The sequence below is a fragment of the Wenxinia saemankumensis genome (assembly GCF_900141735.1).
Classification (GTDB): domain Bacteria; phylum Pseudomonadota; class Alphaproteobacteria; order Rhodobacterales; family Rhodobacteraceae; genus Wenxinia; species Wenxinia saemankumensis.
In genome coordinates this window covers 96,710-118,707 of sequence record NZ_FQYO01000006.1, presented here as the reverse complement: position 1 = coordinate 118,707, position 21,998 = coordinate 96,710, and the positions used below count along the sequence as shown (strand labels likewise).

21 protein-coding genes and 1 tRNA gene are annotated in these 21,998 nt (G+C 72.6%); 10 read left to right on the top strand and 12 right to left on the bottom strand.

The genetic code is table 11. From position 1 onward, the window contains the following. The first annotated feature begins 133 nt into the window (after positions 1-133). Complete coding sequence (locus tag BUE30_RS15710) at positions 134-787, top strand: M35 family metallo-endopeptidase (protein ID WP_073333470.1); 654 nt, start codon at positions 134-136, stop codon at positions 785-787. 3 nt (positions 788-790) lie between these two features. Here BUE30_RS15710 and BUE30_RS15705 read toward each other — a convergent pair whose 3' ends face one another. After that, positions 791-1,981, bottom strand: coding sequence for an AI-2E family transporter (locus tag BUE30_RS15705; protein ID WP_083601430.1), 1,191 nt, complete (start codon positions 1,979-1,981; stop codon positions 791-793). Positions 1,982-2,163: 182 nt separating this feature from the next. Here BUE30_RS15705 and BUE30_RS15700 point away from each other — a divergent pair. After that, positions 2,164-2,253: transfer RNA gene (locus BUE30_RS15700), tRNA-Ser, on the top strand. Positions 2,254-2,421: 168 nt separating this feature from the next. Here BUE30_RS15700 and BUE30_RS15695 read toward each other — a convergent pair. The 10 genes from BUE30_RS15695 to BUE30_RS15655 form a co-directional block, all read right to left on the bottom strand. After that, positions 2,422-3,705, bottom strand: coding sequence for an OpgC family protein (locus BUE30_RS15695; RefSeq protein WP_083601429.1), 1,284 nt, complete (start codon positions 3,703-3,705; stop codon positions 2,422-2,424). Further along, positions 3,692-5,485 (bottom strand): glucans biosynthesis glucosyltransferase MdoH, encoded by a 1,794-nt coding sequence (mdoH, locus tag BUE30_RS15690; protein ID WP_073333462.1) that lies wholly within the window; start codon positions 5,483-5,485, stop codon positions 3,692-3,694. The genes BUE30_RS15695 and mdoH overlap by 14 nt, the downstream gene beginning before the upstream one ends. After that, positions 5,478-5,651: a hypothetical protein gene (locus BUE30_RS17870; RefSeq protein ID WP_170865659.1), complete on the bottom strand. Its 174-nt coding sequence runs from the start codon at positions 5,649-5,651 to the stop codon at positions 5,478-5,480. Before BUE30_RS17870 ends, mdoH begins: the two co-directional genes overlap by 8 nt. Next, entirely contained in the window at positions 5,648-7,267 is a 1,620-nt protein-coding gene (locus BUE30_RS15685) for an OpgD/OpgG family glucan biosynthesis protein (RefSeq protein ID WP_073333457.1), read from the bottom strand. Before BUE30_RS15685 ends, BUE30_RS17870 begins: the two co-directional genes overlap by 4 nt. 209 nt (positions 7,268-7,476) lie before the next feature. Continuing rightward, complete coding sequence (locus BUE30_RS15680) at positions 7,477-8,319, bottom strand: carbohydrate ABC transporter permease (RefSeq protein WP_073333454.1); 843 nt, start codon at positions 8,317-8,319, stop codon at positions 7,477-7,479. Further along, positions 8,316-9,245: a carbohydrate ABC transporter permease gene (locus BUE30_RS15675; RefSeq protein WP_083601428.1), complete on the bottom strand. Its 930-nt coding sequence runs from the start codon at positions 9,243-9,245 to the stop codon at positions 8,316-8,318. The genes BUE30_RS15680 and BUE30_RS15675 overlap by 4 nt, the downstream gene beginning before the upstream one ends. Positions 9,246-9,294: 49 nt before the next feature. Then, complete coding sequence (locus tag BUE30_RS15670) at positions 9,295-10,587, bottom strand: extracellular solute-binding protein (RefSeq protein WP_073333451.1); 1,293 nt, start codon at positions 10,585-10,587, stop codon at positions 9,295-9,297. A gap of 35 nt (positions 10,588-10,622) precedes the next feature. Continuing rightward, on the bottom strand, positions 10,623-11,726 hold the full coding sequence (locus BUE30_RS15665; protein WP_073333446.1) for an ABC transporter ATP-binding protein: 1,104 nt from the start codon (positions 11,724-11,726) through the stop codon (positions 10,623-10,625). A gap of 30 nt (positions 11,727-11,756) precedes the next feature. After that, on the bottom strand, positions 11,757-13,403 hold the full coding sequence (locus BUE30_RS15660) for an alkaline phosphatase family protein (RefSeq protein WP_073333442.1): 1,647 nt from the start codon (positions 13,401-13,403) through the stop codon (positions 11,757-11,759). A 2-nt stretch (positions 13,404-13,405) separates the two neighbouring features. After that, positions 13,406-14,104, bottom strand: coding sequence for a CDP-alcohol phosphatidyltransferase family protein (locus BUE30_RS15655; RefSeq protein ID WP_244526386.1), 699 nt, complete (start codon positions 14,102-14,104; stop codon positions 13,406-13,408). Positions 14,105-14,283: 179 nt separating this feature from the next. Between BUE30_RS15655 and BUE30_RS15650 the strand changes: the two genes are divergently transcribed. Further along, positions 14,284-14,856: a cytochrome b gene (locus BUE30_RS15650; protein WP_073333435.1), complete on the top strand. Its 573-nt coding sequence runs from the start codon at positions 14,284-14,286 to the stop codon at positions 14,854-14,856. On the opposite strand, the gene BUE30_RS15645 is transcribed toward BUE30_RS15650, so the two are convergent. Beyond that, positions 14,853-15,671: an endonuclease/exonuclease/phosphatase family protein gene (locus BUE30_RS15645; protein ID WP_244526385.1), complete on the bottom strand. Its 819-nt coding sequence runs from the start codon at positions 15,669-15,671 to the stop codon at positions 14,853-14,855. The genes BUE30_RS15650 and BUE30_RS15645 overlap by 4 nt on opposite strands. A 222-nt stretch (positions 15,672-15,893) precedes the next feature. Here BUE30_RS15645 and BUE30_RS15640 point away from each other — a divergent pair, with 222 nt between their 5' ends. The 7 genes from BUE30_RS15640 to BUE30_RS15610 all read left to right on the top strand — a co-directional run bounded on the left by BUE30_RS15640 (position 15,894) and on the right by BUE30_RS15610 (position 21,945). After that, positions 15,894-16,826, top strand: a complete 933-nt coding sequence (locus BUE30_RS15640) for a lysylphosphatidylglycerol synthase transmembrane domain-containing protein (RefSeq protein WP_073333430.1) — start codon at positions 15,894-15,896, stop codon at positions 16,824-16,826. A gap of 303 nt (positions 16,827-17,129) precedes the next feature. Then, positions 17,130-18,113, top strand: a complete 984-nt coding sequence (gene dusA / locus BUE30_RS15635; protein ID WP_073333426.1) for a tRNA dihydrouridine(20/20a) synthase DusA — start codon at positions 17,130-17,132, stop codon at positions 18,111-18,113. Positions 18,114-18,495: 382 nt separating this feature from the next. Further along, on the top strand, positions 18,496-19,320 hold the full coding sequence (locus BUE30_RS15630) for a sulfite exporter TauE/SafE family protein (protein WP_073333422.1): 825 nt from the start codon (positions 18,496-18,498) through the stop codon (positions 19,318-19,320). Positions 19,321-19,421: 101 nt separating this feature from the next. Further along, a complete protein-coding gene (locus BUE30_RS15625) occupies positions 19,422-19,703 on the top strand; it encodes a hypothetical protein (RefSeq protein ID WP_073333418.1) in 282 nt (93 codons plus the stop codon). Between the two features lie 99 nt (positions 19,704-19,802). Further along, complete coding sequence (locus BUE30_RS15620; protein WP_139300584.1) at positions 19,803-20,153, top strand: hypothetical protein; 351 nt, start codon at positions 19,803-19,805, stop codon at positions 20,151-20,153. Positions 20,154-20,248: 95 nt separating this feature from the next. Beyond that, complete coding sequence (locus tag BUE30_RS15615; RefSeq protein ID WP_073333409.1) at positions 20,249-21,442, top strand: NADH-quinone oxidoreductase subunit E; 1,194 nt, start codon at positions 20,249-20,251, stop codon at positions 21,440-21,442. Positions 21,443-21,528: 86 nt separating this feature from the next. Beyond that, positions 21,529-21,945, top strand: coding sequence for a hypothetical protein (locus BUE30_RS15610; protein ID WP_073333403.1), 417 nt, complete (start codon positions 21,529-21,531; stop codon positions 21,943-21,945). Positions 21,946-21,998 lie beyond the last annotated feature (53 nt).

Here is a 21,998-nt window from a genome sequence, read left to right as displayed (position 1 = left end):
TCATGCCGGAGGAGCGGGGAGGACGCGCAACAGGCCGCGCCGCGCTTGACGCCGCGTTGCCCGGGCCCGGGCCGGCTGCTAGGCTCTGCCGCGAAGACCATCCGCGCCACCTGAGGGGGAGGGACCGGACAAGATGAGATACCTGCTCTGCCTGCTGGCGCTCGCCGGCCTCGGCCTCTCGGTGCCGGCCCCGGCGCGCGCCGTCACCTACGAGACCTGCACGAAGGCCGAACAGGCCGAGATCGCCGCCGCCGCCTCCGGGGCGATGGAGATGGCGCAGGCCGCGGCCGCCGCGGTGCGCGACGACGACACCTTCGCGCGGTGGTTCGGCCGCTACAGCGACCGCAACGCCGAGACGGTGCGCCGCAATCTCAAGGCGGTCCACGACGCGATCTCGCTGGACGAGATCAACGTGCGCTGCATCAACGAGGGGTTCGAGGGCTGCAAGGACGGCACCTACGCCTACGTCTTCCGGGAAGAGCACTACCACGTGCACCTCTGCCCGAGTTTCCGCCTGCTGCCGGCGATGTTCGATTTCGACGCGGCCGATCCGAGGATGGAGAACGGGACCCGCGAGGGCACGATCATCCACGAGCTGAGCCATTTCGTCGTCATCGCCGGGACCGACGACCATTGCTACGCGCGCGGCCCCTGTTCCGACATGGCGCGGCGTGACCCGTTCTCGGCGATCCGGAACGCCGACAGCTACCAGTACTTCGCCGAGGATGTGGGGTTCTTCCCCGTCATGCACCTCGTGCTCTCCCCCACGGGACGCGCGCGGCGCTGACCGCTACTCCGCCGCTTCGCGCCGCGGACGGGGGAAGCGGCCGGGATCGGGCTGGGTCTCGGGCTCGGGCAGGCCCTCGCGCGAGAGGAGGATGGCGATCGGGCGCAGCGACGGGATCTCGGAGCAGACGATCATCAGCCCGACCATGATCGGCACCGACAGGAACATGCCCGGCACGCCCCAGACCGCGCCCCAGAAGGCCAGCGCCACGATGATCCCGAAGGGCGAGAGCCGCAGGGCCCGCCCCATCAGCCAGGGGTCGATGACGTTGCCGTTCACGAACTGGATCGCCCCGCATATGGCGAAGATCGCGGCCGTCGCGCCCGGCGAGGCCAGCTGCACCCAGGCCACCAGCGCGACGAGGATCGTCGCCACGATCGAGCCGATATTGGGGATGTAGTTCAGGATGAAGGTCAGGATCCCGATCGCGGCCGCCAGCTCGAGCCCGAAGGTGCGCGCGACGGCATAGACCATGATCCCGGTCGCCGCGCTGACCAGCGTCTTGACCGCGAGGTAGCGGTTCACGCGCCGGATGATCGAGCCGATGATCCGCCCCACCCGGTCGGCCTGCGCCGCGTCGCCGGTGAAGTTCTCGAGCTTGACGTCGAACCAGGCCCGCTCGGCGAAGAGGAAGCCGACGAACAGGATGACGAGGACCGAGCCCTGTGTCAGGCTGCCCGCCTGCCCGGCGATGGTGCGCAGGTAGGACGACACGTCGATCGAGGCCATCGCCGAGAGGACGGCCTGCTCGGCATCCGCGCCGAGGAACCGCACCATCGAGGCGATGGCCGCGGGGGCCTGCTCGGAATAGGCCAGCGTGGTGATGAGGACCGAGTTGATCTGCGCCAGGATGATCGAGGTCAGCGACAGCGTCAGCGCCGCGACGAAGACCACGGCGGCGAGACTGGCCAGCCAGTTCGGCACGTGGAGCGGACCGATCCGCTGCCGCGCGATGAAGGTGATCGCGTCCGAGGTGAGCGAGAACAGGATGATCGCAGTCGCGAGCGAGATCAGCAGGAACCGCGCCTGCACGAGCAGGAACAGCACGACGGCGAAGGCGATGACGACCAGCGCCCCCGCCGCCACCCGCGCGGGGTCGACGCGCGGCCGGCTCGACGCAGGTTCGAACCCCGCGCCGGGTCCGCGCCGCGCCCCCCGTGCCCCAGTTCCACCGATCCCGTTTCCGCCCGTCATCCGCCGGTCCGTTCTTCCGGCCGGACCCGCTCCGGCCGCCGCACGATTGCCGAGTATGGGCAAGGCCCGCTTGGGTGTCCATGCCGGCGACGGGACCGGGACGTGGTCGTGATCGCCTCCCCGGGGCGGCGGGGCGGATCCCCCTTGCAATCCGGGTCCGCCTTGGGCAAGAGGGCCGCGCTGGAGCGGTGGCCGAGTGGTCGAAGGCGCACGCCTGGAAAGTGTGTAGGCGGGAGACCGTCTCCAGGGTTCGAATCCCTGTCGCTCCGCCACTTTCTTCCCTCATCCGAACGCAGCTTCCCGGCCTGACCGCGCGGGGCCGACCGGCGCCGGGGCCGGGACATCGGGCGTAGCCTTTCCCGCCTCCTCTGCATGCCGGGGTGATCCGACAGCGCGAAGCGGGCGCAGCCCCCGTAGGGGCGCCCGCAGGAGCGGCTCGCTCAGGTCGCGATCCCGGTCCGGGCTTGCGGCGCGGGGGCGGGCTCGCGCGGCTCCGCGGGCCCCGCGCGGCGCTCTGCCAGGCTGGCGATGCCGCGGCCCTGGTCCTTCACCCAGGCGAGGGCGAAGCTGATCGCCAGCGCAATCGGCGGCAGCGCCCAGGGCAGCCAGGCCTCGTCCGGGCGCAGGTCCATCGCGATCTGGCCCATCAGCGCGAGGACGGTCCCCGCGGCGAAGACGAGCAGGCCCTGTCGCCCGAGCAGGCGAAGCGGCGCCGCGCCCCTCGTCGCGGCGAGGGTCCGGATCCAGGGCAGGCAGGACAGCACGTAGACCAGCGCGAGGACATGCAGCAGCCGCGGCAGTCCCAGATAGGTCTTGTTGTGGGCCACGAGGTTGCCGGGCACGCCCCATTGGCCGAGCTGCCACATCCGCTCGTTCATTGCCGCGCCCAGCTCCGGGATCTCGCGCCAGGCCAGCGTGAAGAAGACGAAGGCGGAGGCGACGAACATCAGCGCGAAGTTGTAGGGGACGAGCGGGCGGCCCTGCCGCTGCCGGATCCCGATCATCAGGCCGATCACGAAGATGCATTGCCAAGTCAGGGGCGAGAAGAACCAGCCGCCCCCTCCGGGCCAGTTCGGGACGTTCCAGCGCTCGAGCCCTGCGAAGAACCACAGGACGAGCGACACGGCGATGACGTGCCAGGGGTGACGCAGCCCGGCCCAGAACGCCACCGGCGCGACCAGCAGCAGGACGATGTAGGTCGGCAGGATGTTCACGTATCCGACCTGGTAGGTGAGCGTCAGCAGGCCCGTCAGCGCCTCGCCGGTCCGTTCGTGGAACAGTCCGGTATTGTGCATCTGCAGGAACTCGGCATTCCCGAAGGCGGCGGCGGCCCAGGCGAAGGCCGCCAGGGCGAAGACTGTGAGAAAGAGCTGCACCAGGTAGAGCGTCCAGGACCGCAGCCAGAGCGGCGCCACGGCGCGCCAGAGCGAGCCGCCGCCGTGGGTCCAGCGTGCGAACCCGCCGGAATAGGCCAGACCCGCCGCGATCCCCGACATCACGAAGAACGCCTCGGCCGCGTCCGAGAAGCCGAAATTGCGGATCGTGCCGGCCTCGTAGGGATTGCCGGGCATGTGGTCGATGAGGATCATCACCAGGGCGAGACCGCGGAACAGGTCGATCCGGGGATCGCGTTCGCTCCGGCCGGGGGTGGGCGGGGAAGGGGCCGGGGCAGGCGGCGTCGCCGCGCGCGGGAACCTCACGAGCGTGCCGTCAGATCGCGACATGGCGGCCCGTCTCCGGCTGCCGCGCCGGATCGCGGTCCGCGGGGCCAGTCCAGCGCGCGAGGTTCGCGCGGTAGCGCGCCACGACCGGGGGAATCGTCGCCTCCTCCGGCACGGGGAACAGCCAGCGCGGCGCGGGCGCGGAGGTCCAGGAGATCAGCAGCGGCGCCGCGATCATCGGCAGCGCGACCGGCAGCAGCCAGGGGGCCAGCGTCGGGGCGAGCAGGAAGGCGGCGACGATCAGGACGACGCCCCAGGCCGCGATGCGGCGGCCGGCCACCCAGCCCTCGGCGAGGGTGAGGCGGGCGCCCTCGCGGTGGGTCGCGGGCCAGCCCCCGTCATGGCCGGCCAGCACCTCGCCCACGGCGCGCGACTGGTAGACCAGCATCAGCGGGGCGATCAGGGTCGAGAGCAGGATCTCGGCCAGCATCGAGACGAGGGCCCGGGCCGCCCCGCCGAAACCGCGCGCCCGGCCCGACAGCGCGGCGCCGAGATGGATGGCGACCTTGGGCAGGAAAAGCAGGCCCCCGATCCCGACGGCGAGGCCGGCGATCCGGCTCGTTCGGTCGTCGGGAAAAACGGGGAAGAGGTTGTAGGCCTCCGGGAAGTAGTCGGGGGGCGGGGCGGTGACCGAGGCCAGCACCGAGGCGGCCAGGAACGCGCCCCAGAAGATCGCGACCAGATAGGCCAGGATCCCCTGCAGGAAGACGAAACGGCTCCACCCGCGCAGGCCGGGGGCGAGGATCAGGCGGACATGCTGCAGGTTGCCCTGACACCAGCGGCGGTCGCGCCGCGCATAGGCCACGACGTCCTCCGGCCCCTCCTCGTAGGATCCGCCGAGTCGCTCGTCGACCTCGACCCGCCAGCCGCCGCGCGCCAGCAGCGCCGCCTCGACATAATCGTGGCTGAGGATCGTGCCGCCGAAGGGCGGGCGTCCGGACAGGACCGGCAGGCCGCAGCATTCGGCCATGGCGCGCACGCGGACGATGGCGTTGTGGCCCCAGAACGGACCGGTATCGCCCTGCATCCGGGCGAGGCCGCGGGCGAAGACCGGAGAGTAGAACCCGGCCGAGAACTGCATCGCGCGGCCGAAGATCGACCGCGCGCCGGTGATCCGGGGCAGGGTCTGGAGCAGGCCGAGCCTCCGATCCGCATCCATTTTGAGGATCATCTCGCGGATCGTCGCCCCCTCCATCAGGCTGTCGGCGTCGAGGATCAGCGCGTAATCGTAGGCCGCGCCGGAGCGGCGGATGAAATCCTCGACATTGCCGGCCTTGCGGCCCCGGTTGTCGGTGCGGCGGCGGTAGAAGATGCGGCCCGCGCCGTTCGTCCGCTCCAGCAGCAGGGCGAAGGCCGCGCTCTCGCGCCGGGCGGCCGGGCCATCCCGGGTATCGGAGAGGACCGCGATGTCGAGCGCGAGCCCGGCCGCGCGGGAAGAGGCGTCCATCGCGGCGATCCGGGCGAAGACCGGGCCCGGATCCTCATTGCAGATCGGCATCAGCAGGATCGTCCGCCCCACCGGATCGCCCTCGCGGCGAGGGGGCGCGTCGCCTCGCGGCGGCAATCCGACCAGCACCTGCGCGGCGCCCCAGGCCAGCCAGGTCGTCGTGAGCCAGATCAGCGCGACGCGCAGCCCGTCCCAGACGGAGACGTCGTCGGCGGCGGCGGCCTGCGCGAGGATCGCGGCGGCGGCGAGCCCGCAGAGCGCGGCGAAGCCGAGCGCGATCGCCCGCGCCGCCACCGGCCGGCCGGTATCGGGGCCGGCCGCCCGGGGGTCACGCATGGAAGTCGCGGACAGGGAAGAGCCGCCGCAGCGACCAGCCGCCCCGGGCCGGCTCCAGCACCTGGCGCGGCATGTCGATCGGGGCCTCGGGCGGCGCCCAGCTGTCCTGGTCGCGGCGGGACGGCTCGGTCTCGGAGAGGGTCGCGGTGTCGAAGGGGGGCGTCATGGCTTCATCCACTGGCAGAGCCAGATTTCGGTGAGGGGCGCTTCGTCGAGATGCAGCGCGGCGCGCAGCTCGACGATGGCACCGTCGTCGCCCCGCGCCTCGATCACGAGGCGCCAGAGGCCGGTCCCCTCGACGGGGGTGAGGGCGGTTTCCAGGATCTCTCCTCCGCTGGCGCTGACACGCGCCTCAACGCCGGACTCGAGATCGAGTTCAGCCAGGGGGCCGCCTTCGAAGTCGATGACGAACTTTCGCCGGTCGAGAAGCGGATCGACGCCGGCAACGCCGCCGTGACCGGCAAGCGTGCGCACGATCCGGGCAGTCTGCGAAAGCTCCGGGTCCGGCGCCATGCCCCAGTGCAGGCGGTAGGAATATTCCCGTTCGTCCCCCGCGGCGGCGCCGGCCTCGGGCACCCAGAAGGCGACGATGTTGTCGTTCGCCTCAAGGTCAGAGGGCAGCTCGATCAGGCGCACCGCCCCGGGACCCCAGTCGCCCATCGGCTCGACCCGCAGCGAGGGGCGGCGCTCGTAATGGGCGCCGGCATCCAGATAATCCCCGAACGCGCGGCTGCGCTGGTAGAGCCCGAAGCCGCGCGGATCTACCGCGCCCAGGTAGGAATTCGCCAGCCGCGGCGGGTTGGCCAGCGGCCGCACGAAGGTCCCGCCATCGGTCTCGAGCTGCAGCACCTCGCTGTCGTGGACAGCCAGGCGGTAATCGTCGAAGGCGCCCTGGTCGGCAGGGCCGAAGAGGAACATCGAGGTCAGCGGCGCGACGCCGATCTGGTCGACGGTCTCGCGGAAGAACAGCCGGGCCGTCACCTGAATCACGCTGGTCTCGCCGGGGCGCAGGACGAAGCGGTAGGCCCCGGTCACGGAGGGGCTCTCGAGCGATGCGTAGAAGACCGCCCGATCCGCGCCGTCCGCAGGGCGTTCGACCCAGAAGGCGCTGAAGCGCGGGAATTCCTCGTCGCCGCCCATCGCGGTGTTGATGGCGAGGCCCCGGGCCGACAGGCCGTAGACGTTGTCCCGGCCCAGCGCGCGGAAATAGCTCGCCCCGAGGAACGAGACGACCTCGTCGTAGCGGGCCGGGTCGTTGAGCGGCGCGTTCAGCCGGAACCCGGCGATCCCGGGAAGGTCGGCGTCCTGCGGCACGGCCTCGGCGAACGCGCCGCGATACTCGAAATCGGCGGTGGTGAAGCCCAGCCTCCGCGCGCTGCCGTCCACGACCTCGTGGATCTCGACCGGCTCCTCGAAGAGCCAGCCCAGGTGATAGGCATGCAGCTGGAACGGGGCGCCGTCCCCGGCCCAGCGGGCGCGGCGTGGGTCGAACTGGATGTGCCGGTAATCGTCGTAGTCGAGATCCTGCAGGAACCCCTCTGGAAGCTCGGGCGCGCGGTAGGCGCTGCGGCTCTGCTCGCGCATCCGGCCGGTCAGGATGTCGAAGCTGAAGGGCGTGCCGGCAGGGGCGTCCTGCGCCCCGGCGGCCGCCTCTTGTGCCGCGGCGGGCGCGTATCCCGCACCCAGACCCGCACCGGCGGCGGCCCCGGCGATCAGGCCGAGCGACCGGCGGCGCGAGACCGGAAGGGTCCGCAGCTGAAGGGGGGGGAGCCGGTCGGTCATGGGGGAATCGTCCAGTGCGAGAATCGTTGCGGTCGCTGCCCCTCAGATCGTGCATTTGCAGAAAAGTTCAAAGGGTGACCGTGCCGAACCGGCGGGCTTTCGCCCCCCTCATCGGCGGTCCCCGGCGGGGACTTCGGGGAATCGGGCCGCTCCTGCCGAAAAAGCGGGCAATCCGGGAAGATCGGTTCGCCGCGCTGCGGCATCCCGCCTCAGCCCTTCACCGCTCCGGCGGTCAGCGCGCCGACGATCAGACGCTGCAGCGCAACGAAGATGATCAGCGTCGGCACCACGGCGACGAGGCAGGCCGCGGCGAGCAGCTGGGTCGTGGTGGCATTGGTCGCGCCCGCATAGTTGAAGATCGCGACCGAGATCGGCCATTTCGCGGTCTCGCTCAGCATCACGAAGGGGATCAGGAACTGCGACCAGTTCAGGATCACGTTCAGGATCAGCGCCGAGGCGACGCCAGGCGCCGCGAGGGGCAGGGTGATCCGCAGGAAGGTCTCGAACCGGCCGAGGCCGTCGATCGCCGCCGCCTCCTCCAGCTCGCGCGGCACGCCGTCGAAGGTGGTCTTCAGCAGCCAGACGGTCACCGGGATCCCGGCCGAGACGTAGAGCAGCGTGGTGCCGGCATGCGTCTCGAGCAGGCCGAGCCGGTCCATCCAGCGGTAGAGCGGGATCAGGATGACGAGGCCGGACACCATCTGCACCGCGAGGATGCCCATCATCAGCGCCGGCTTGCCGCGGAAGCTCATCCGCGAGAACGCGTAGGAGGCGGGGGCGGCGCAGGCGACGGCCCCGGCCGCCCCGAGGAAGGCCAGCTTGACCGAGTTCCACAGGTAGAGGCGGAATCCGCCATCGGTCAGGACCTGCCGGAAATTCGCCAGTGTCGGCTCCTCCGGCACGAGGCGGGCGGCGCCGAGGAACACCTCCGCCGGGGTGCGCAGCGCCAGCGAGAGCAGCCAGATGACCGGGATCAGGAAGAACGCGGCGAGGGGGATCGCCGCCGCGTAGGTCAGCGCGTTGCCCCAGCGGGATCGGCGGCTCTGGATCATCGCCGCCCCGCCCGCGGCAGGAAGGCGGCGACGAGCGCGGCGAGCGCCAGCGAGATCGCCATCAGCAGGATCGACAGCACGCTGCCGCCTGCGAGGTCGAAATTGTAGAAGACGGTGTTGTAGGTGAAGAGCGCGAGCACCTCGGTCGCCCGTCCCGGCCCCCCGCCGGTCAGCGAGATGATCACGTCGAACGTGTTCAGCGTCATGATCACGATCAGGATCGCGTTCACCAGCAGCGCGCCGCGCAGCTCGGGCAGGGTGATGAACCGGAACCGTTCCCACGGGGTCGCGGCATCCACCGCCGCCGCCTCGTAGAGCGTGTCGTCGATCGACCGCAGGGCGGCGTAGAGCAGGATCATCGAATAGGCCGTGCCCTGCCAGACCGTCGCGATGATCGCAGACATCATCGCGTTGCCCGGATCCGACAGCCAGGCGACGGGCGGCAGACCGGCGAGCCGCAGGGCGGAATTGATCGCCCCGAACGGCGCCTCGGAGAAGAGCATCTGCCAGATGATGCCGTTCGCGATGCCGGGGATCACCCAGGCCGCGAGGACGAGCGTGCGCATCACCAGCATCCCGCGCAGGCCGTTCCGCTCTCCGCGCACGACGAGGAGGGCGATGGCCAGCCCGAGAAGGATCTGCCCGACCACGCTGCCCAGCGTGAAGATCGCGGTGTTGCGCAGCACGGTGCCGAGCGCGGGGCTGCCCAGCATGGCGCCGATCGCCTCGGTCGAGAAGGCGGCGTCGCGGTCCAGCAGCGAGGCATCCGTGAAGGCGAGCCGCAGCGCGTCGACGATCGGCCAGAGGTAGAACAGCCCGACGAACAGCAGCACCGGCAGCAGCCAGGGCAGCGGCCGCGCGGGGACGGGCCCGCCGCCGGCGGGGGGCGGGGTCGCGGTCCTGCGGCGGGCGGCGCGGGCGATCATCTGCGGCTCCGTCGGGCGGGGCCGGGGCGGGCGCCCCGGCCCGCGCGCGTCACTGGCGGGCGTAGGCGGCCTCGACCGCCTCGGCCGCGGCGTCCAGCGCCGCTTCGGGCTCGGCCGCGCCCGACATCACCTCGCCCAGGAGGATCTGGATCTGGTTCGAGATCTCGGGATAGATCGCGACCCCCGGCCGGGCCCGCCCGTTCTCGAGCGCGGCCGAGAACACTTCGAATTCCGGCCCCGCATAGGTGTCGTACTCGTCGTAGAGCGAGGCCTGCGTCGGCAGCAGCCCCTGGAAGGCATTGCCCGGGCCGAGATAGAGCTTCGCGATCCCCGCGCACATCCGCACCTTCTCGGGATCGTCGGTCAGCGCGGCGATGGTCCAGCCGCCCGTTCCGGTCGCGCGCTGCTCGGCCGTGGGGCCGGGCAGCTCGGAGGCCTCCCATTTCGCGGCCTCCTCCTCGGGGAGGGTGGTCTGGAGCTGGGCATACATCCAGTTCCCGCCGACGAACATCGCCGTGGTGCTCGCCGCCGCGGCGGCGAGCATGTCGTCGTAGGTCGCGATGGAGGTCACGCGCGCGGGGGCGGCGCCCGAGTCCACGAGGCTCTCGTAGTAGCGGACGGCCTGCAGGAAGAGCTCGCGGTTCTCGCCCTCGTAGAAGACCGGCTCGCCGGCCTCGTCCACCAGCTCGCCGCCGAGCGCCCAGTAGTTCGCGAGCCAGTCGAAGGTCGTCCCCTCGCCCCGGGCGCCGTTGAACAGGATCCCCTCGTAGCCCTGCTCGACCGTCGCCAGCGCGGCGGCCTGCAGGTCGTCCCAGGTCTGCGGCGCCTCGGGCACCACTTCGGTATTGCGGTAGAGGACGCGCAGGTCGGTGAACCACCACACGGCGAGCATGTTGCCGTCCTCGTCGGTGATGCCGTCCCGAACGTAGGGGAAGAAATCGGCGATCTCCTCCTCGGTGAAGTACTCGTTCATCGGAGAGAGGATTCCCGCCGCCTTGTAGGTGGCGAGCTGCGCGCTGTCGACCATCGCGCAGTCTGGCCCGCGCCCGGCCTGGGCCTGCTCGATCATGCGGGCCTGTTCCTGGCTGAGGTTGCCGGTCTGCAGCTGGGTGTCGATCCGCCAGCCGGGATTGTCCTCGATGAAGTCGACGAACAGCTCCTCGAAGGCGGCGGAGGTCGCGGGATCCGAGGAATAGAGATCGTAGGCCGTCAGGCGGAAGGTCAGTGCGTTCTCGGCATCGGCGGGGCCGACCCGGTCGCGGGTCACCATGTCCTCCTGTGCGAGGAGCGGGGCCCCGGCAAGCGCCAGGGCGAGGGTCGAGGCGGTCAGTCTGCGTGTCATTCCGTGTTCACTCCCAGTCGTTTGTCGGTCGTTCTTCAGGTTTCGGTCGATGTCGCGCCGATGACGCGGTCGGTCGCGGGGTCGATCAGGATCATCCGCTCCAGCCCCAGCTGCAGAGGGACGCGGTCCCCCCGCCGGGGCACGTGTCCGCCCGTCAGGCGGGCACAGGCCTCGGTCCCGCCGAAGCCGAGATAGGCCAGCGTCTCCACCCCCATCGGCTCGATCATGTTGACCGGCGCGACGGGGTCGTCGCCCGAGCCGATCGAGATGTCCTCGGGCCGCAGACCGAACACGACGGGCCGCCCGGCGAAGCCGGCATAGGCCGCGCGCCGGCTGCCCGGGACCGAAAGGCGCGTGCCGTCGGCCAGCTCGATCCAGAGCCCGTCGCCGGCTCCGGCGCTCAGCCGGGCGTCGAACAGGTTCACCGCGGGGGCGCCGATGAACTCGGCCACGAAACGGGTGCGCGGGTTGCGGTAGATCTCCAATGGCGGGCCGACCTGCTCGATCCGCCCGGCGTTCATCACCACGACCCGGTCGGCCATCGTCATCGCCTCGGTCTGGTCATGCGTGACGTAGAGCGTCGTCACCGGCTTGGCGGCATGCAGGCGCTTGATCTCCAGCCGCATCTGCACGCGCAGCCGCGCATCGAGATTGGAGAGCGGCTCGTCGAAGAGAAAGACCTGCGGGTCGCGGATGATCGCCCGGCCCATCGCGACGCGCTGGCGCTGCCCGCCCGACAGCGCGCGCGGCCGGCGGTCCAGCAGCGGCTCGATCTGCAGCAGGCGTGCGATCTCCTGCACCGCGGCGTTCCGCTCGGCCCGGGGCAGACGCTTGCGGCGCAGTCCGAAGGCGATGTTCTGCGCGACCGTCAGATGCGGGTAGAGCGCGTAGTTCTGGAACACCATCGCCACGTCGCGCTCGCCCGGCGAACGCTCGTTCACCCGCCGGCCGCCAATCCGCAGCTCTCCGCCCGTGATCGCCTCCAGCCCCGCCACCATCCGGAGCGTCGTGGACTTGCCGCAGCCCGAGGGGCCGACGAGCACGACGAACTCGTTCTCGGCGACCGAGAGGTCGATGCCGTGCACCACCTCCGTCTCGCCGAAGCTCTTGGTGAGGCCGTCGAGGACGAGATCAGCCATCGCGCCCCCCTTTGCGGTCGGTCTGTGCGCTCATGGCCGCATCCCTGCGAGGTCGGTCCCCGACGTGTAGGCGGCGATGAACCGGTCGCGGAATTCGTCCATCCGCCAGGGCTCCAGGTCCGCGGCAGGGACCAGCCCCTCGGTCCAGCCCCACCCCTCGAGCGGGGCGAGGGCCGCCTCCGGTCCGATGACATGGACCGGGACGTCATAGCTGTCGCTGAGCGAGATGGAATCGGCCGTCTGGTGATCGCCCAGAACGACGATGAGCGGTCCCTCGGGCGCCGTCCGCGCGGCCCAGGAGAAGGCGGCCGAGAGGGCGTAGTCGATTGCCCTGCGATATTGCTCGCGCACCCGCTCGCGGTCGCGCCAGACGACGGAAGGCGGATCCCCCGCGCCGTCCCACGGGGCGTAGACGCTGCCGTCGCCCACATCCTCCCAGGGGACCATCTCGGGGATCGGGGTCCAGGGCGCATGCGACGAGATCAGCGCGATCTGCGCGAAGAGGGGGGGCCGCGTGCCCGGCGGCTCGGCCCGGAAGGCGCGGTCGAAGGCGGCCAGCGTGAACTGGTCGGGCATCGTCACCCAGTTGAAGGCCGGCCCCGCATAGCCGAGCTCGGTGGAATCGCGGATCGTGTCGAAACCCATCAGCGCGCCTTCCGGCCAGTCGTAGGTGATGGCCGGCATCACCGCGGCGGTGTGGAACCCCGCATCGGCGGCGAGGTGGTAGAGCGTGCGTCGCGGGCTGGCCAGCATGGCGCGGTACCGCGTCTGGTCCGGCGTCCAGAGCCCGGAAGAGAGCGTGGCATGGGCCAGCCAGCTCTGCCCGCCGCGCATCGGCGCGGTCAGCCAGCCCGAACGCATGGCGAGTCCGGCCGCGTCGAGGGATGCCTCGGCCGCCCGGAGCGTGGGGACATGGGTCTCGGCGTAGAAGGGGACATCGATGCTGGCCCGTCCGTAGCTCTCGACGAAGACGATGATGACGTCGCGCCCCGACAGCCGGTCGAACAGGCCCTCGGCCCCGGCATGGGGATCGGTACGCGCCGCGATCGTGAAATCGGCGAGCTGGGCGAGCGTGCGGCGGGTCCGGTCGACGCGCTCGACCGCGACCCGGGCGGTGAAGGCGGTGCCGGGCGGATCCATCGGCAGCTCCCACGCGCGGCGGCGGTCCCCCACCTCGCCCACGACGAGGGCGATCGCGGCGAGGGCGGCCAGCGCCCCGCCCGTGCGGAGCGGGCCGTTCGGCAGCGCGATGCGCGCCCAGACACCCGTCGCCCACCACAGTGCCCAGACGAGGGCACCGGTCAGAACCAGCGCGGCGAGCAGGGCCAGCCCCGCGAGCGGCAGGCCGACGGCGCCCGAGGCGAGCCGCCAGGCCGCGGGGAGGAGGTGCATGTCGACGACCGGATCGAAGCTGCGCCCATAGGCGAGCTGCGTGCCGTAATCGGCGCCCTTCAGCAGTGCCAGCAGGGCCAGCACCGCGACAAGCGCGCCCCGGACGAGGCGCGTCGCCGGCGCCCCCGCCGGCAGCACCAGAAGGACGAGGAGGATCGCCGGAAGCTCCAGCGGGAAGAGCCGCAGCGCCCCCCAGGTCATCGCGTCGGGATGGTTGGGCTGGATCAGGACGAGGAACAGGACGAGCGCCGCGAGCGCCGGCCGGAGAAGGGATGCCGGCCCCACCCTCAGCGGCCCCGCGCCGCGAGCCAGCGGATGTCCCGCCCGAACGAGAAGGCGAGCAGCAGGGCGGCCCCGATGGCCGCCGCGTGGCCCGGCCTGTCCGGCAGGATCGGCGCCTGCAGCGCGATCAGCGTGCCGAGCTGGACCACGCAGATCGTCTTGCGCAGGAAGCTCGGGGGAAGCGGCGCGGCCAGCCAGGGCAGGGTCCAGCCCGCCGCGACGAAGACGTAGCGCGCGAGGCCGAGGACGAGGACCAGCGGTCCGGCGGCACCGCCGGCCCAGGCCAGCAGGGCGAGGATGAGCGCGAGGACCGAGTCGATCTCCATGTCGAACCGCGCGCCGAAGGCCGAGGCCAGACCGCTGCGCCGGGCCAGCCAGCCGTCGACCCCGTCAAGCGACAGCGCGACCGCGCCGATGGCGAAGATCGTCCAGCCGAGGTCGGGGTCGGCCAGCGCCGACGGCGCCGCGAGCGGCAGGGCGAGCAGGCAGGCCAGCGAGCCGCGCAGATAGGTCACGCCGTTGCAGGCGCCGAACCGCCCGTGCGGGTAGCTGCCGCCCCGCGCCGCGTGCATCAGCCCCGCGATCGTCGCGGCCATCAGGACGGCCAGCGCGAGAACCGGCAGCTGTCCCGCCGCGAGCGCGGGGAAGAGGGCCTCGAGCGCCGCGATCCCGCCGGCGACCACGCCGAGATGGAGCGCCGACATCGCCAGAACGCCGGGCCCCGGCCCGGGCGGGGCGACGCGGCCGCGTCGCGCAGGCTGAAGGATCCTCTCGGAGACTGTCATCCGCACGGAGTTAAGCCCGTCCGGACGAAGTCAAGCCTGCCGTTGAACGGCCCGGCGGGGCCGGCTAGCCTCGGGGGCGGGCCGCATCCGGGGGGGCGATGGAACAGGGCAGTCGTGAACGGGCAGGCAGCGGCTCGGCCGGGCGCTATCGCGGCCCCGCGCAGGCGCTTCACTGGCTGACGGCGCTGCTCGTGTTGTCGACGCTCCCGGCGGGCGCGATCATGGTCGAGGAGGGGCTCGACCGGTCCGTGCAGGATGCGCTCTATCTCTATCACAAGAACGTGGGCATCGTGATCCTGCTGCTCGTCGTCCTGCGGCTGATCTACCGTGCGATCCATCCGGCCCCGCCGCTTCCCGGCCACGTGCCCCCCTGGCAGCGGCGCATCGCCGGGGCGACGCACGGGCTGCTCTACGCGCTGGTCCTCGTCATGACCGTCTCGGGCTATCTGCGGGTCGAGGCGGGGGATTTCCCGATCGAGCTTCTCGATGCCCTGGGCGTGCCGCCGCTCGTCCCGCTGTCAGACGATCTCGCCGGGGCCGCGCAGGCGGTCCATTTCTACGCCCGCTTCGCGCTGATCGCGCTGGTCCTGCTGCACGCGGGGGCCGCGCTGCATCACCTCCTCGTTGCGCGGGACGGGGTGTTCCAGCGGATGTGGCCGGCGCGGCGTTAGGTCGCCGCCCCGCCGGAGCGATCGGCAGGGCCGAAGGGCGCGACCCGCGCGCGGATGGGGCGGTGGTCGGAGGCGGCGCGGATCCCGCGCCCGTCCAGCACTTCGAACCCCGTCACCGCGCCGGGCCGGTCGCAGAGGATCCGGTCGAGCGGCAGGATCGGGCGGCCGACCGGAAAGCTCGGCGCGCAGGGCCCGGACAGGCGGCAGCCGGTCACCCGGGGCGAGAAGGCGAGGCCGCCCCAAGGGCGCCACTCGTTCAGGTCGCCCAGCAGGATCGTCGGCATGGCGGGGCGCCGGAAGGCGTACTGCACCAGGGTGCGGACCTGCACGATCCGCAGCGGCTGTCCCAGCGACAGGTGGGTGCAGATCACCCGCACCGGCCCGGCGGGGGACCGTGCCTCCACCGCGATGGCGCCGCGATGGCAATGGCCGGGCAGGTCGATCACGTCGGCATGGGAGAGACCCCAGTCCGGCGGCAGGAACAGGATCGCGCCGAGGAAGCCGTCGCTCCGTGGCCCCCAGCGCAGCCCGTCGCGATCGTGGACCGAGCGCAGCCCCGTCGCCGCCTCGATCCCCGCCACGTCGAGGATCCGGCCATGCGGCGGAACCTCCTCGTCCGCCTCCTGCAGCCCGAGGATGTCGGCCGAGCCGGCAGGGCAGACCTCCGCCCCCAGCGTGGAGAGGATCCGGGCGGGATCCACCCGCCCGTCTCCGCCGCGCCCCCGATGCACGTTCCAGGACACGACCCGCAGCGGGGCCGGCGGCGAGGGGGCGGGGCTCGGCCCGGTCGCGGGCCCGGTATCGGTCACGGTCACGGGGGGGGATCCTTCCGGCGCTCGGTGCCCCGACCATAGGGGCCCCTGCGCTGGGGGCCAGTGGAGGGCCGCAGGCCGGGCCGGTCGCGGGGGTGGGGAGTCGCGGATCCGGCCCCTGTGCCGGAGGCGGGGCGGCTGCCGGGGCCCAGGGGCCGGGAGCAGCGGCGGGGGCTGGCGGGACGGCGCTTGCCCCGGGACGACCGGCGCCGATATTGGCCCCCGATGGCACCCACCCTCCGTCACGTCGGACGCATCGCCCGCCTGGTCCTCCCGGTGGCCCTCCTGGTCCTGCTCTGGCGGGCCGTGGACGGGCCCGAGATCCTGCGCCTGCTCCGTGCCGCCGATCCGGTCCTGCTGGCCCTCGCGCTGGCCGCGATCCTGATGCAGAACGCGCTCTCGGCGCTGCGCTGGCGCCTGACGGCGGGGGCGCTGGGACAGGTCATCGGGCGCGGGCGGGCGCTGCGCGAGTACTTCCTGTCGCAGTTCCTCAACATGGTCCTGCCGGCGGGCGTGCTCGGCGATGCCGGGCGGGCGGTCCGGGCGCGCGAGGGGGTCGGCCTGGCCCGGGCCGGCCAGGCGGTGGTCCTCGACCGGGTGATCGGGCAGGTCGCGCTGTTCTCGGTGCTGCTGGCGGGGCTGTCGGCGGTCGGTCTGACGGGCGCGGGCGGCCGCTGGCCGGACTGGGTGCCGCCGCTCGCCCTGGGGATCGCGGGGGGCGGCGCCGGCATCGCCCTGGCGCTGCTCGTCTCGGCGCGGCTGGGCGGCCCGCTGGGCCGGGCGGCGCGGGGGATCGGACGCGGGGTCCGGGCGGCGGTGCTGGCGCCCGGGATCTGGCATCGGCAGGCGGCGCTCAGCCTCGCCATCGTGGCCTGCAACCTCGGCGGCTTCGCCCTCTGCGCGGCCGCCACCGGAACGGTGCTTCCGCCGCTGGCGGTGGTGACGGTCCTGCCGCTGGTCCTCGCAACCATGGTGATCCCGATCTCGGTCGCGGGGTGGGGCGTGCGCGAAGGGGCGGCCGCCGCGCTCTGGCCCGTTCTCGGCGCGAGCGCCGAGGCAGGGATCGCGGCCTCGGTCGCGATGGGTCTGGTGATCCTTCTCGCGGCGCTGCCGGGCGTGCTGGTCCTGGCCGCGCCGGCGCCCGGCCGCGGCGCCTGAGGGGGCGCCCTTCCGCCTGGGGCGGCAGGTCGGGCCGTCCCCGGGGCACCCCGGTCGCGCCTGCGTCGCGTCGCCCGCGCCTGAGGGGCGCCCTTCCGCCTGGGGCGGCAGGTCGGGCCGTCCCCGGGGCACCCCGGTCGCGCCTGCGTCCCGTCGCCCGGGTCCCGTCCCCCGGGGGCGGCCCCTGAGGGGCGCGCGCCCCCCGGCGCAGTGGACTCGGACGCGCCCGCATCCCATATGCCCCCCCGACCCCTTACACCCCGTCCGCCCGACGGCCCGCTCTTTCCAGGAGGCCCGCCGCCCATGACCCGCGACGCCGCGCGGCTGTCCGTCGCCCCGATGATGGACTGGACCGACCGCCATTGCCGCGCCCTGCACCGCCTGCTCTCGGGGCGGGCGCTGCTCTATACCGAGATGGTGACGGCGCCGGCCGTGCTGCACGGCGACCGGGACCGGCTGCTCGGCTTCGGCCCGCAGGAGCATCCCGTCGTCCTCCAGCTCGGCGGTTCGGACCCCGGCGAGCTGGCCGAGGCGGCGCGGATCGGGGCCGACCGGGGCTACGACCGGATCGACCTCAATTGCGGCTGCCCGTCCGACCGGGTGCAGTCCGGCGCCTTCGGCGCGGTCCTGATGAAGTCGCCCGACCTGGTGGCCGAGTGCGCCGCCGCGATGATCGCGGCGGTCCGGGTGCCGATCAGCGTCAAGTGCCGGATCGGCGTCGACGATCAGGCGCCGGAAGAGGCGCTGCCGCGCTTCCTCTCGGCGGTGCGCGGGGCGGGGGTGCGCGACGTGACGATCCATGCGCGCAAGGCCTGGCTGCAGGGCCTGTCGCCGAAGGAGAACCGCGACATCCCGCCCCTGGATTATCCGCTCGTCCACCGGATGAAGCGCGACTTCCCCGACCTGCACCTGACGCTGAACGGTGGCGTGGCGACGCTGGAGGCGGCGCAGGCGCATCTCGCGGCCGGGATGGACGGGGTGATGATCGGGCGGGCGGCCTACCACGACCCCGCAAACCTGCTCGGTCCCGCCGACCGGGCGATCTGGGGGCAGGGGAGGGAGACCTCCGCCGAGGAGGCGGTGTCCGGCATGCTGCCGCATATCGAGGCGCATCTTTCCGCCGGCGGCCGGCTGAACCAGGTCACGCGGCACATGCTGGGCCTCTTCACCGGGCGGCCCGGGGCGCGGGGCTGGCGGCGCATCCTGTCCGAGGAGGCGGGGCGCGACGGTGCCGGTCCCGAGGTGGTCGAGCGGGCGCTGGCCAGCGTCACCCGGCTCGCCGCCTGAGTTCCCCGGCGGGGCCCGGGGGGGCGTGCGGTCCGGTCGCCCGCCACCGCCGTGCCGATCCCGCCTGCATCCGGGGCGGCCGGGAGATCCGGGCCGGGACGGCGTCGGGCCCGGACGTCCGATGCATCCGAAGAGGTCCGGCGCCTGCATCCCGGCATGGCGGCGGCCGTTCGCCTCGCAGCCCCGGTTCCGCTCATCGGCATCAGGCCCCCGCCCCGTCGCCTGGGCCCGCGAGACCTGCGGGCGACCCTACGAGGCGGGGCGCCGGCGCCCCCGTCCGGCCCGCAGCGGCCGGCCGGCGGGGATTGCAGCGGACCGCCCGCCCTTGCGGGGCGCGGCGAAGGCGGCCATCAAGCGGCCCAGCCAGACCGAGGAGCCGCCCATGCCCGATACCGTCCTTCTGCTCCAGATGGCGGCCCTGCTGCTGGTGATCGGGGCCTTCGCGGGCCTGCTGGCGGGCCTTCTGGGCGTGGGAGGGGGGATCGTGCTGGTGCCGGCCTTCTTCTACGCGTTCCAGGCGCTGGGCTACGACAGCCCCCGCCTGATGCAGATGTGCCTCGCCACCTCGCTGGCCACGATCATCGTGACATCGATCCGCTCCGTCCTCGCCCATAACCGCAAGGGCGCGGTGGATTGGGGCATCCTGCGCGGCTGGGCACCGGGAATCGTGATCGGCGCGATCCTCGGCGTCGCCCTGGCGACCAACCTGCGCACCCCCGTGCTGCAGGGGATCTTCGGCGGTCTGGCGCTGCTGGTCGCGCTCTACATGACCTTCGGCCGCACGCGGTGGCGGCTGGGAGAGACGATGCCGACCGGCGCCGCGAAATGGACGATGTCGCCGGGAATCGGCTTTCTTTCGGTGCTGATGGGGATCGGCGGCGGCTCCTTCGGGGTGCCGACCATGACGCTGTTCGGCGTGCCGATCCACCGGGCCGTCGCGACGGCGGCGGGCTTCGGGGTGCTGATCGCCGTACCCTCCGTCGCGGGTTTCCTGCTGGTGCAGATGCCCGATGGCGGCCGGCCGCCGCTGACGCTGGGGGCGGTGAATTTCGGCGCCTTCGCGCTGGTCGTGGCGATGACGCTGATCACCGCGCCGATGGGTGCGGCGCTGGCGCACCGGACCGATGCCGGCCGGCTCAAGCGGGTCTTCGGGGTGTTCCTGCTTCTCGTCGCCGCCAACATGCTGCGCAAGGCGGTCGGCTTCTGACGGCGGCTCGGCGCCCCCCCGCCGGACGGGGCGGGGCCGATCTTGCCCGGCCGGGCCGATTGGGCCATTCAGGGGGCAACCCCAACCGGAGACGCATCGACATGCGCACCATTTTCGCCACCCTCGCCCTGTCCTTCGGCGCCGCCGCCCTCGCTGGACCGGCCGCCGCCCTCACGCAGGAGGAGCTGGACGGCTTCCTCGCCGCCGCCGCGCAGGCGGATTGCATCGTGTCCGAGGCCACGATCGGCCCGATCGTCGCGATGAGCGGCATCTCGGAGGCCGCCCTCTACGAGGTGATCGCCTTCCTCGCCGAGAACGACGGCACCGAGGTCGCCGCCGACCAGACCTCGATGCGGATCGTCGCCGGCCCCTGCGCCGGCTGATCCGCCCGACAGGAACCATCCGACCGACGACCGACGACCGACGACCGGGGGCGCGGCCGCGCCGCGCCCCGTCCCGCCGACATGAACAAGGCCGATTCCATGCAGCTGCGCCCCGTCCTCCTTCTTCCCGCTCTTGCCCTGCTGGCAGCCTGCGCCTCGCCGGCGCGGTTCTCGGATCTCGTCGGGACGGGCCCGGACCCGGACATGATGGCCGCGCCCGCCCCGGCCCCCGAACCGCTGCCCGAGGTGCGCCTGATCGCCGCGATGGAGGCGAATGGCTGCGTGCTGAACGCGACCAACCGCAACGCCATCCAGATCGCCGCGAACCTCACCGCGGACGAGCTGCGCACCATCGTGCCGCGCCTCGCCGATGCCGGGCGACTGCAGGTGGCGGGCGAGGGGACGATCCGCGCGCTGACGCAGACCTGCGCGGCGACCACCGCCGCCTGAGGCCGGACCGGCGGGATCGGCCCTTGGCCTTTCCCGCCGCTTTCCTCTATGGACCCGGAGAGACTTTTCGACGTCCGCGCGAGGATTGACGCCCCATGCTCCGCCGCCTGCATCCCGACCAGCCCGACAGCTTCGCCTTCACCGAGGACAACCGGAAATGGGCCGAGGCCCAGATCCGCAAGTATCCCGAAGGCCGGCAGGCCAGCGCGATCATCCCGCTGCTCTGGCGCGCGCAGGAGCAGGAGGGCTGGCTCTCCCGCCCCGCGATCGAGCATGTCGCCGGGATGCTGGGCCTGGCCTATATCCGCGCGCTCGAGGTCGCGACCTTCTACTTCATGTTCCAGCTGCAGCCCGTCGGCAGCGTCGCCCATGTCCAGATCTGCGGCACCCTGTCCTGCATGATCTGCGGGGCCGAGGACCTGATGGCGGTCTGCAAGGACAGGATCGCGGCGCGCCCGCACGAGCTGTCGGCCGACGGCAAGTTCAGCTGGGAGGAGGTCGAGTGCCTCGGCGCCTGCGCGAACGCGCCGATGGCGCAGATCGGCAAGGACTATTACGAGGATCTGACGCCGGAGATCCTGACCGGCCTGCTGGACCGCATGGCGAAGGGCGAGGTGCCCGCGCCGGGTCCGCAGCAGGGCCGCTTCGCGTCCGAGCCCGCCTCGGGCCTGACCTCGCTGCCGGTCGAGGGAGAGGGCAACGCCGCCAACGCCTCGGTGACGCTGGCGCGCGACATCGGCGACACGCTCAAGCGCATCGACGGCACCGAGGTGCCGCTGGTCGCGCCGTGGATCCGCCATCCGGCGGACGAGACGGTGCCGGACGAGCACGAGGCCGAGGAGATCGCGGCCGAGCATCCGGGCCCGCGCCCGTCGAAGGACGTGCCCGCCGACGAGAGCGGGATCACCGAGCAGGAGGCCGATGCCGGCTCCCGCGCCAAGCCGCGCTCCTCCTCGGATCCGGAAGGCGAGAGCAAGGCCGTCGACGTCGCCTCGACCGACGAATCCTCCGCGCCGGGCGCCCGGGTGGGCGAGTCGTCCGATCAGCCCGAGCGCGAGCCGGAGCGGCTGGATGCCCCGCGCGAGGGCGGGGCGGACGACCTCAAGCGGATCAACGGGATCGGACCGCAGCTCGAGTCGACTCTGAACGAGCTGGGATTCTACCATTTCGACCAGATCGCCTCCTGGGGGTCCGAGGAGATCGCCTGGGTCGACAACCGCGTCCGCTTCAAGGGCCGGATCACCCGCGACGACTGGGTCGGCCAGGCCAGGGAACTCTCGAAGGCGTGACCCTGGTCGCAGGGCGCCCCGTTTCCTGACCGGCAACGGCCCGGCCCGTGCCAGGATGCGGCATCGCTGTATCGAGGAGGACAGGAATGACCGGCGCCCATCCCGACTGCCTTCGCCGCGCCTGGGGCGCGGGCGCCGCCATCGGCGCAATCGTCCTCGTCCTGATGTGGCTGGTGGTGACCGGCTTCTTCGCCGCGCTGGTCCTGGGACTGATCGTCGCTGGGCTGTCCGGCCTCGCCCTGTCCTACGTGCGCTGCGGCCCGTCGGTCGAGGGGCCGAGCTCGGATTTCGCCGCCGCGCCCGACATTGCGGCGCCGATGGGCATGGCCGACGAGCCGGCGCCGGGCGGCGCGGCGCCGATGGCGGCGCCCCTGCCGGACCGCCCGCAGCAGGCGGAGCCTGGTCCGGGGCAGGGCGCCTCTGCCCGCTGGTCCCCGTCGAAGCCCCTGCCGGGCCAGCAGGAACTGGCCGCCCGCAAGGGCTCGTGGCGCTACGGATCCTGATGGCGCGGCGGGGCGATCGCGCTTGAGCCGCGCTGCCATGACGCTATGAAGGG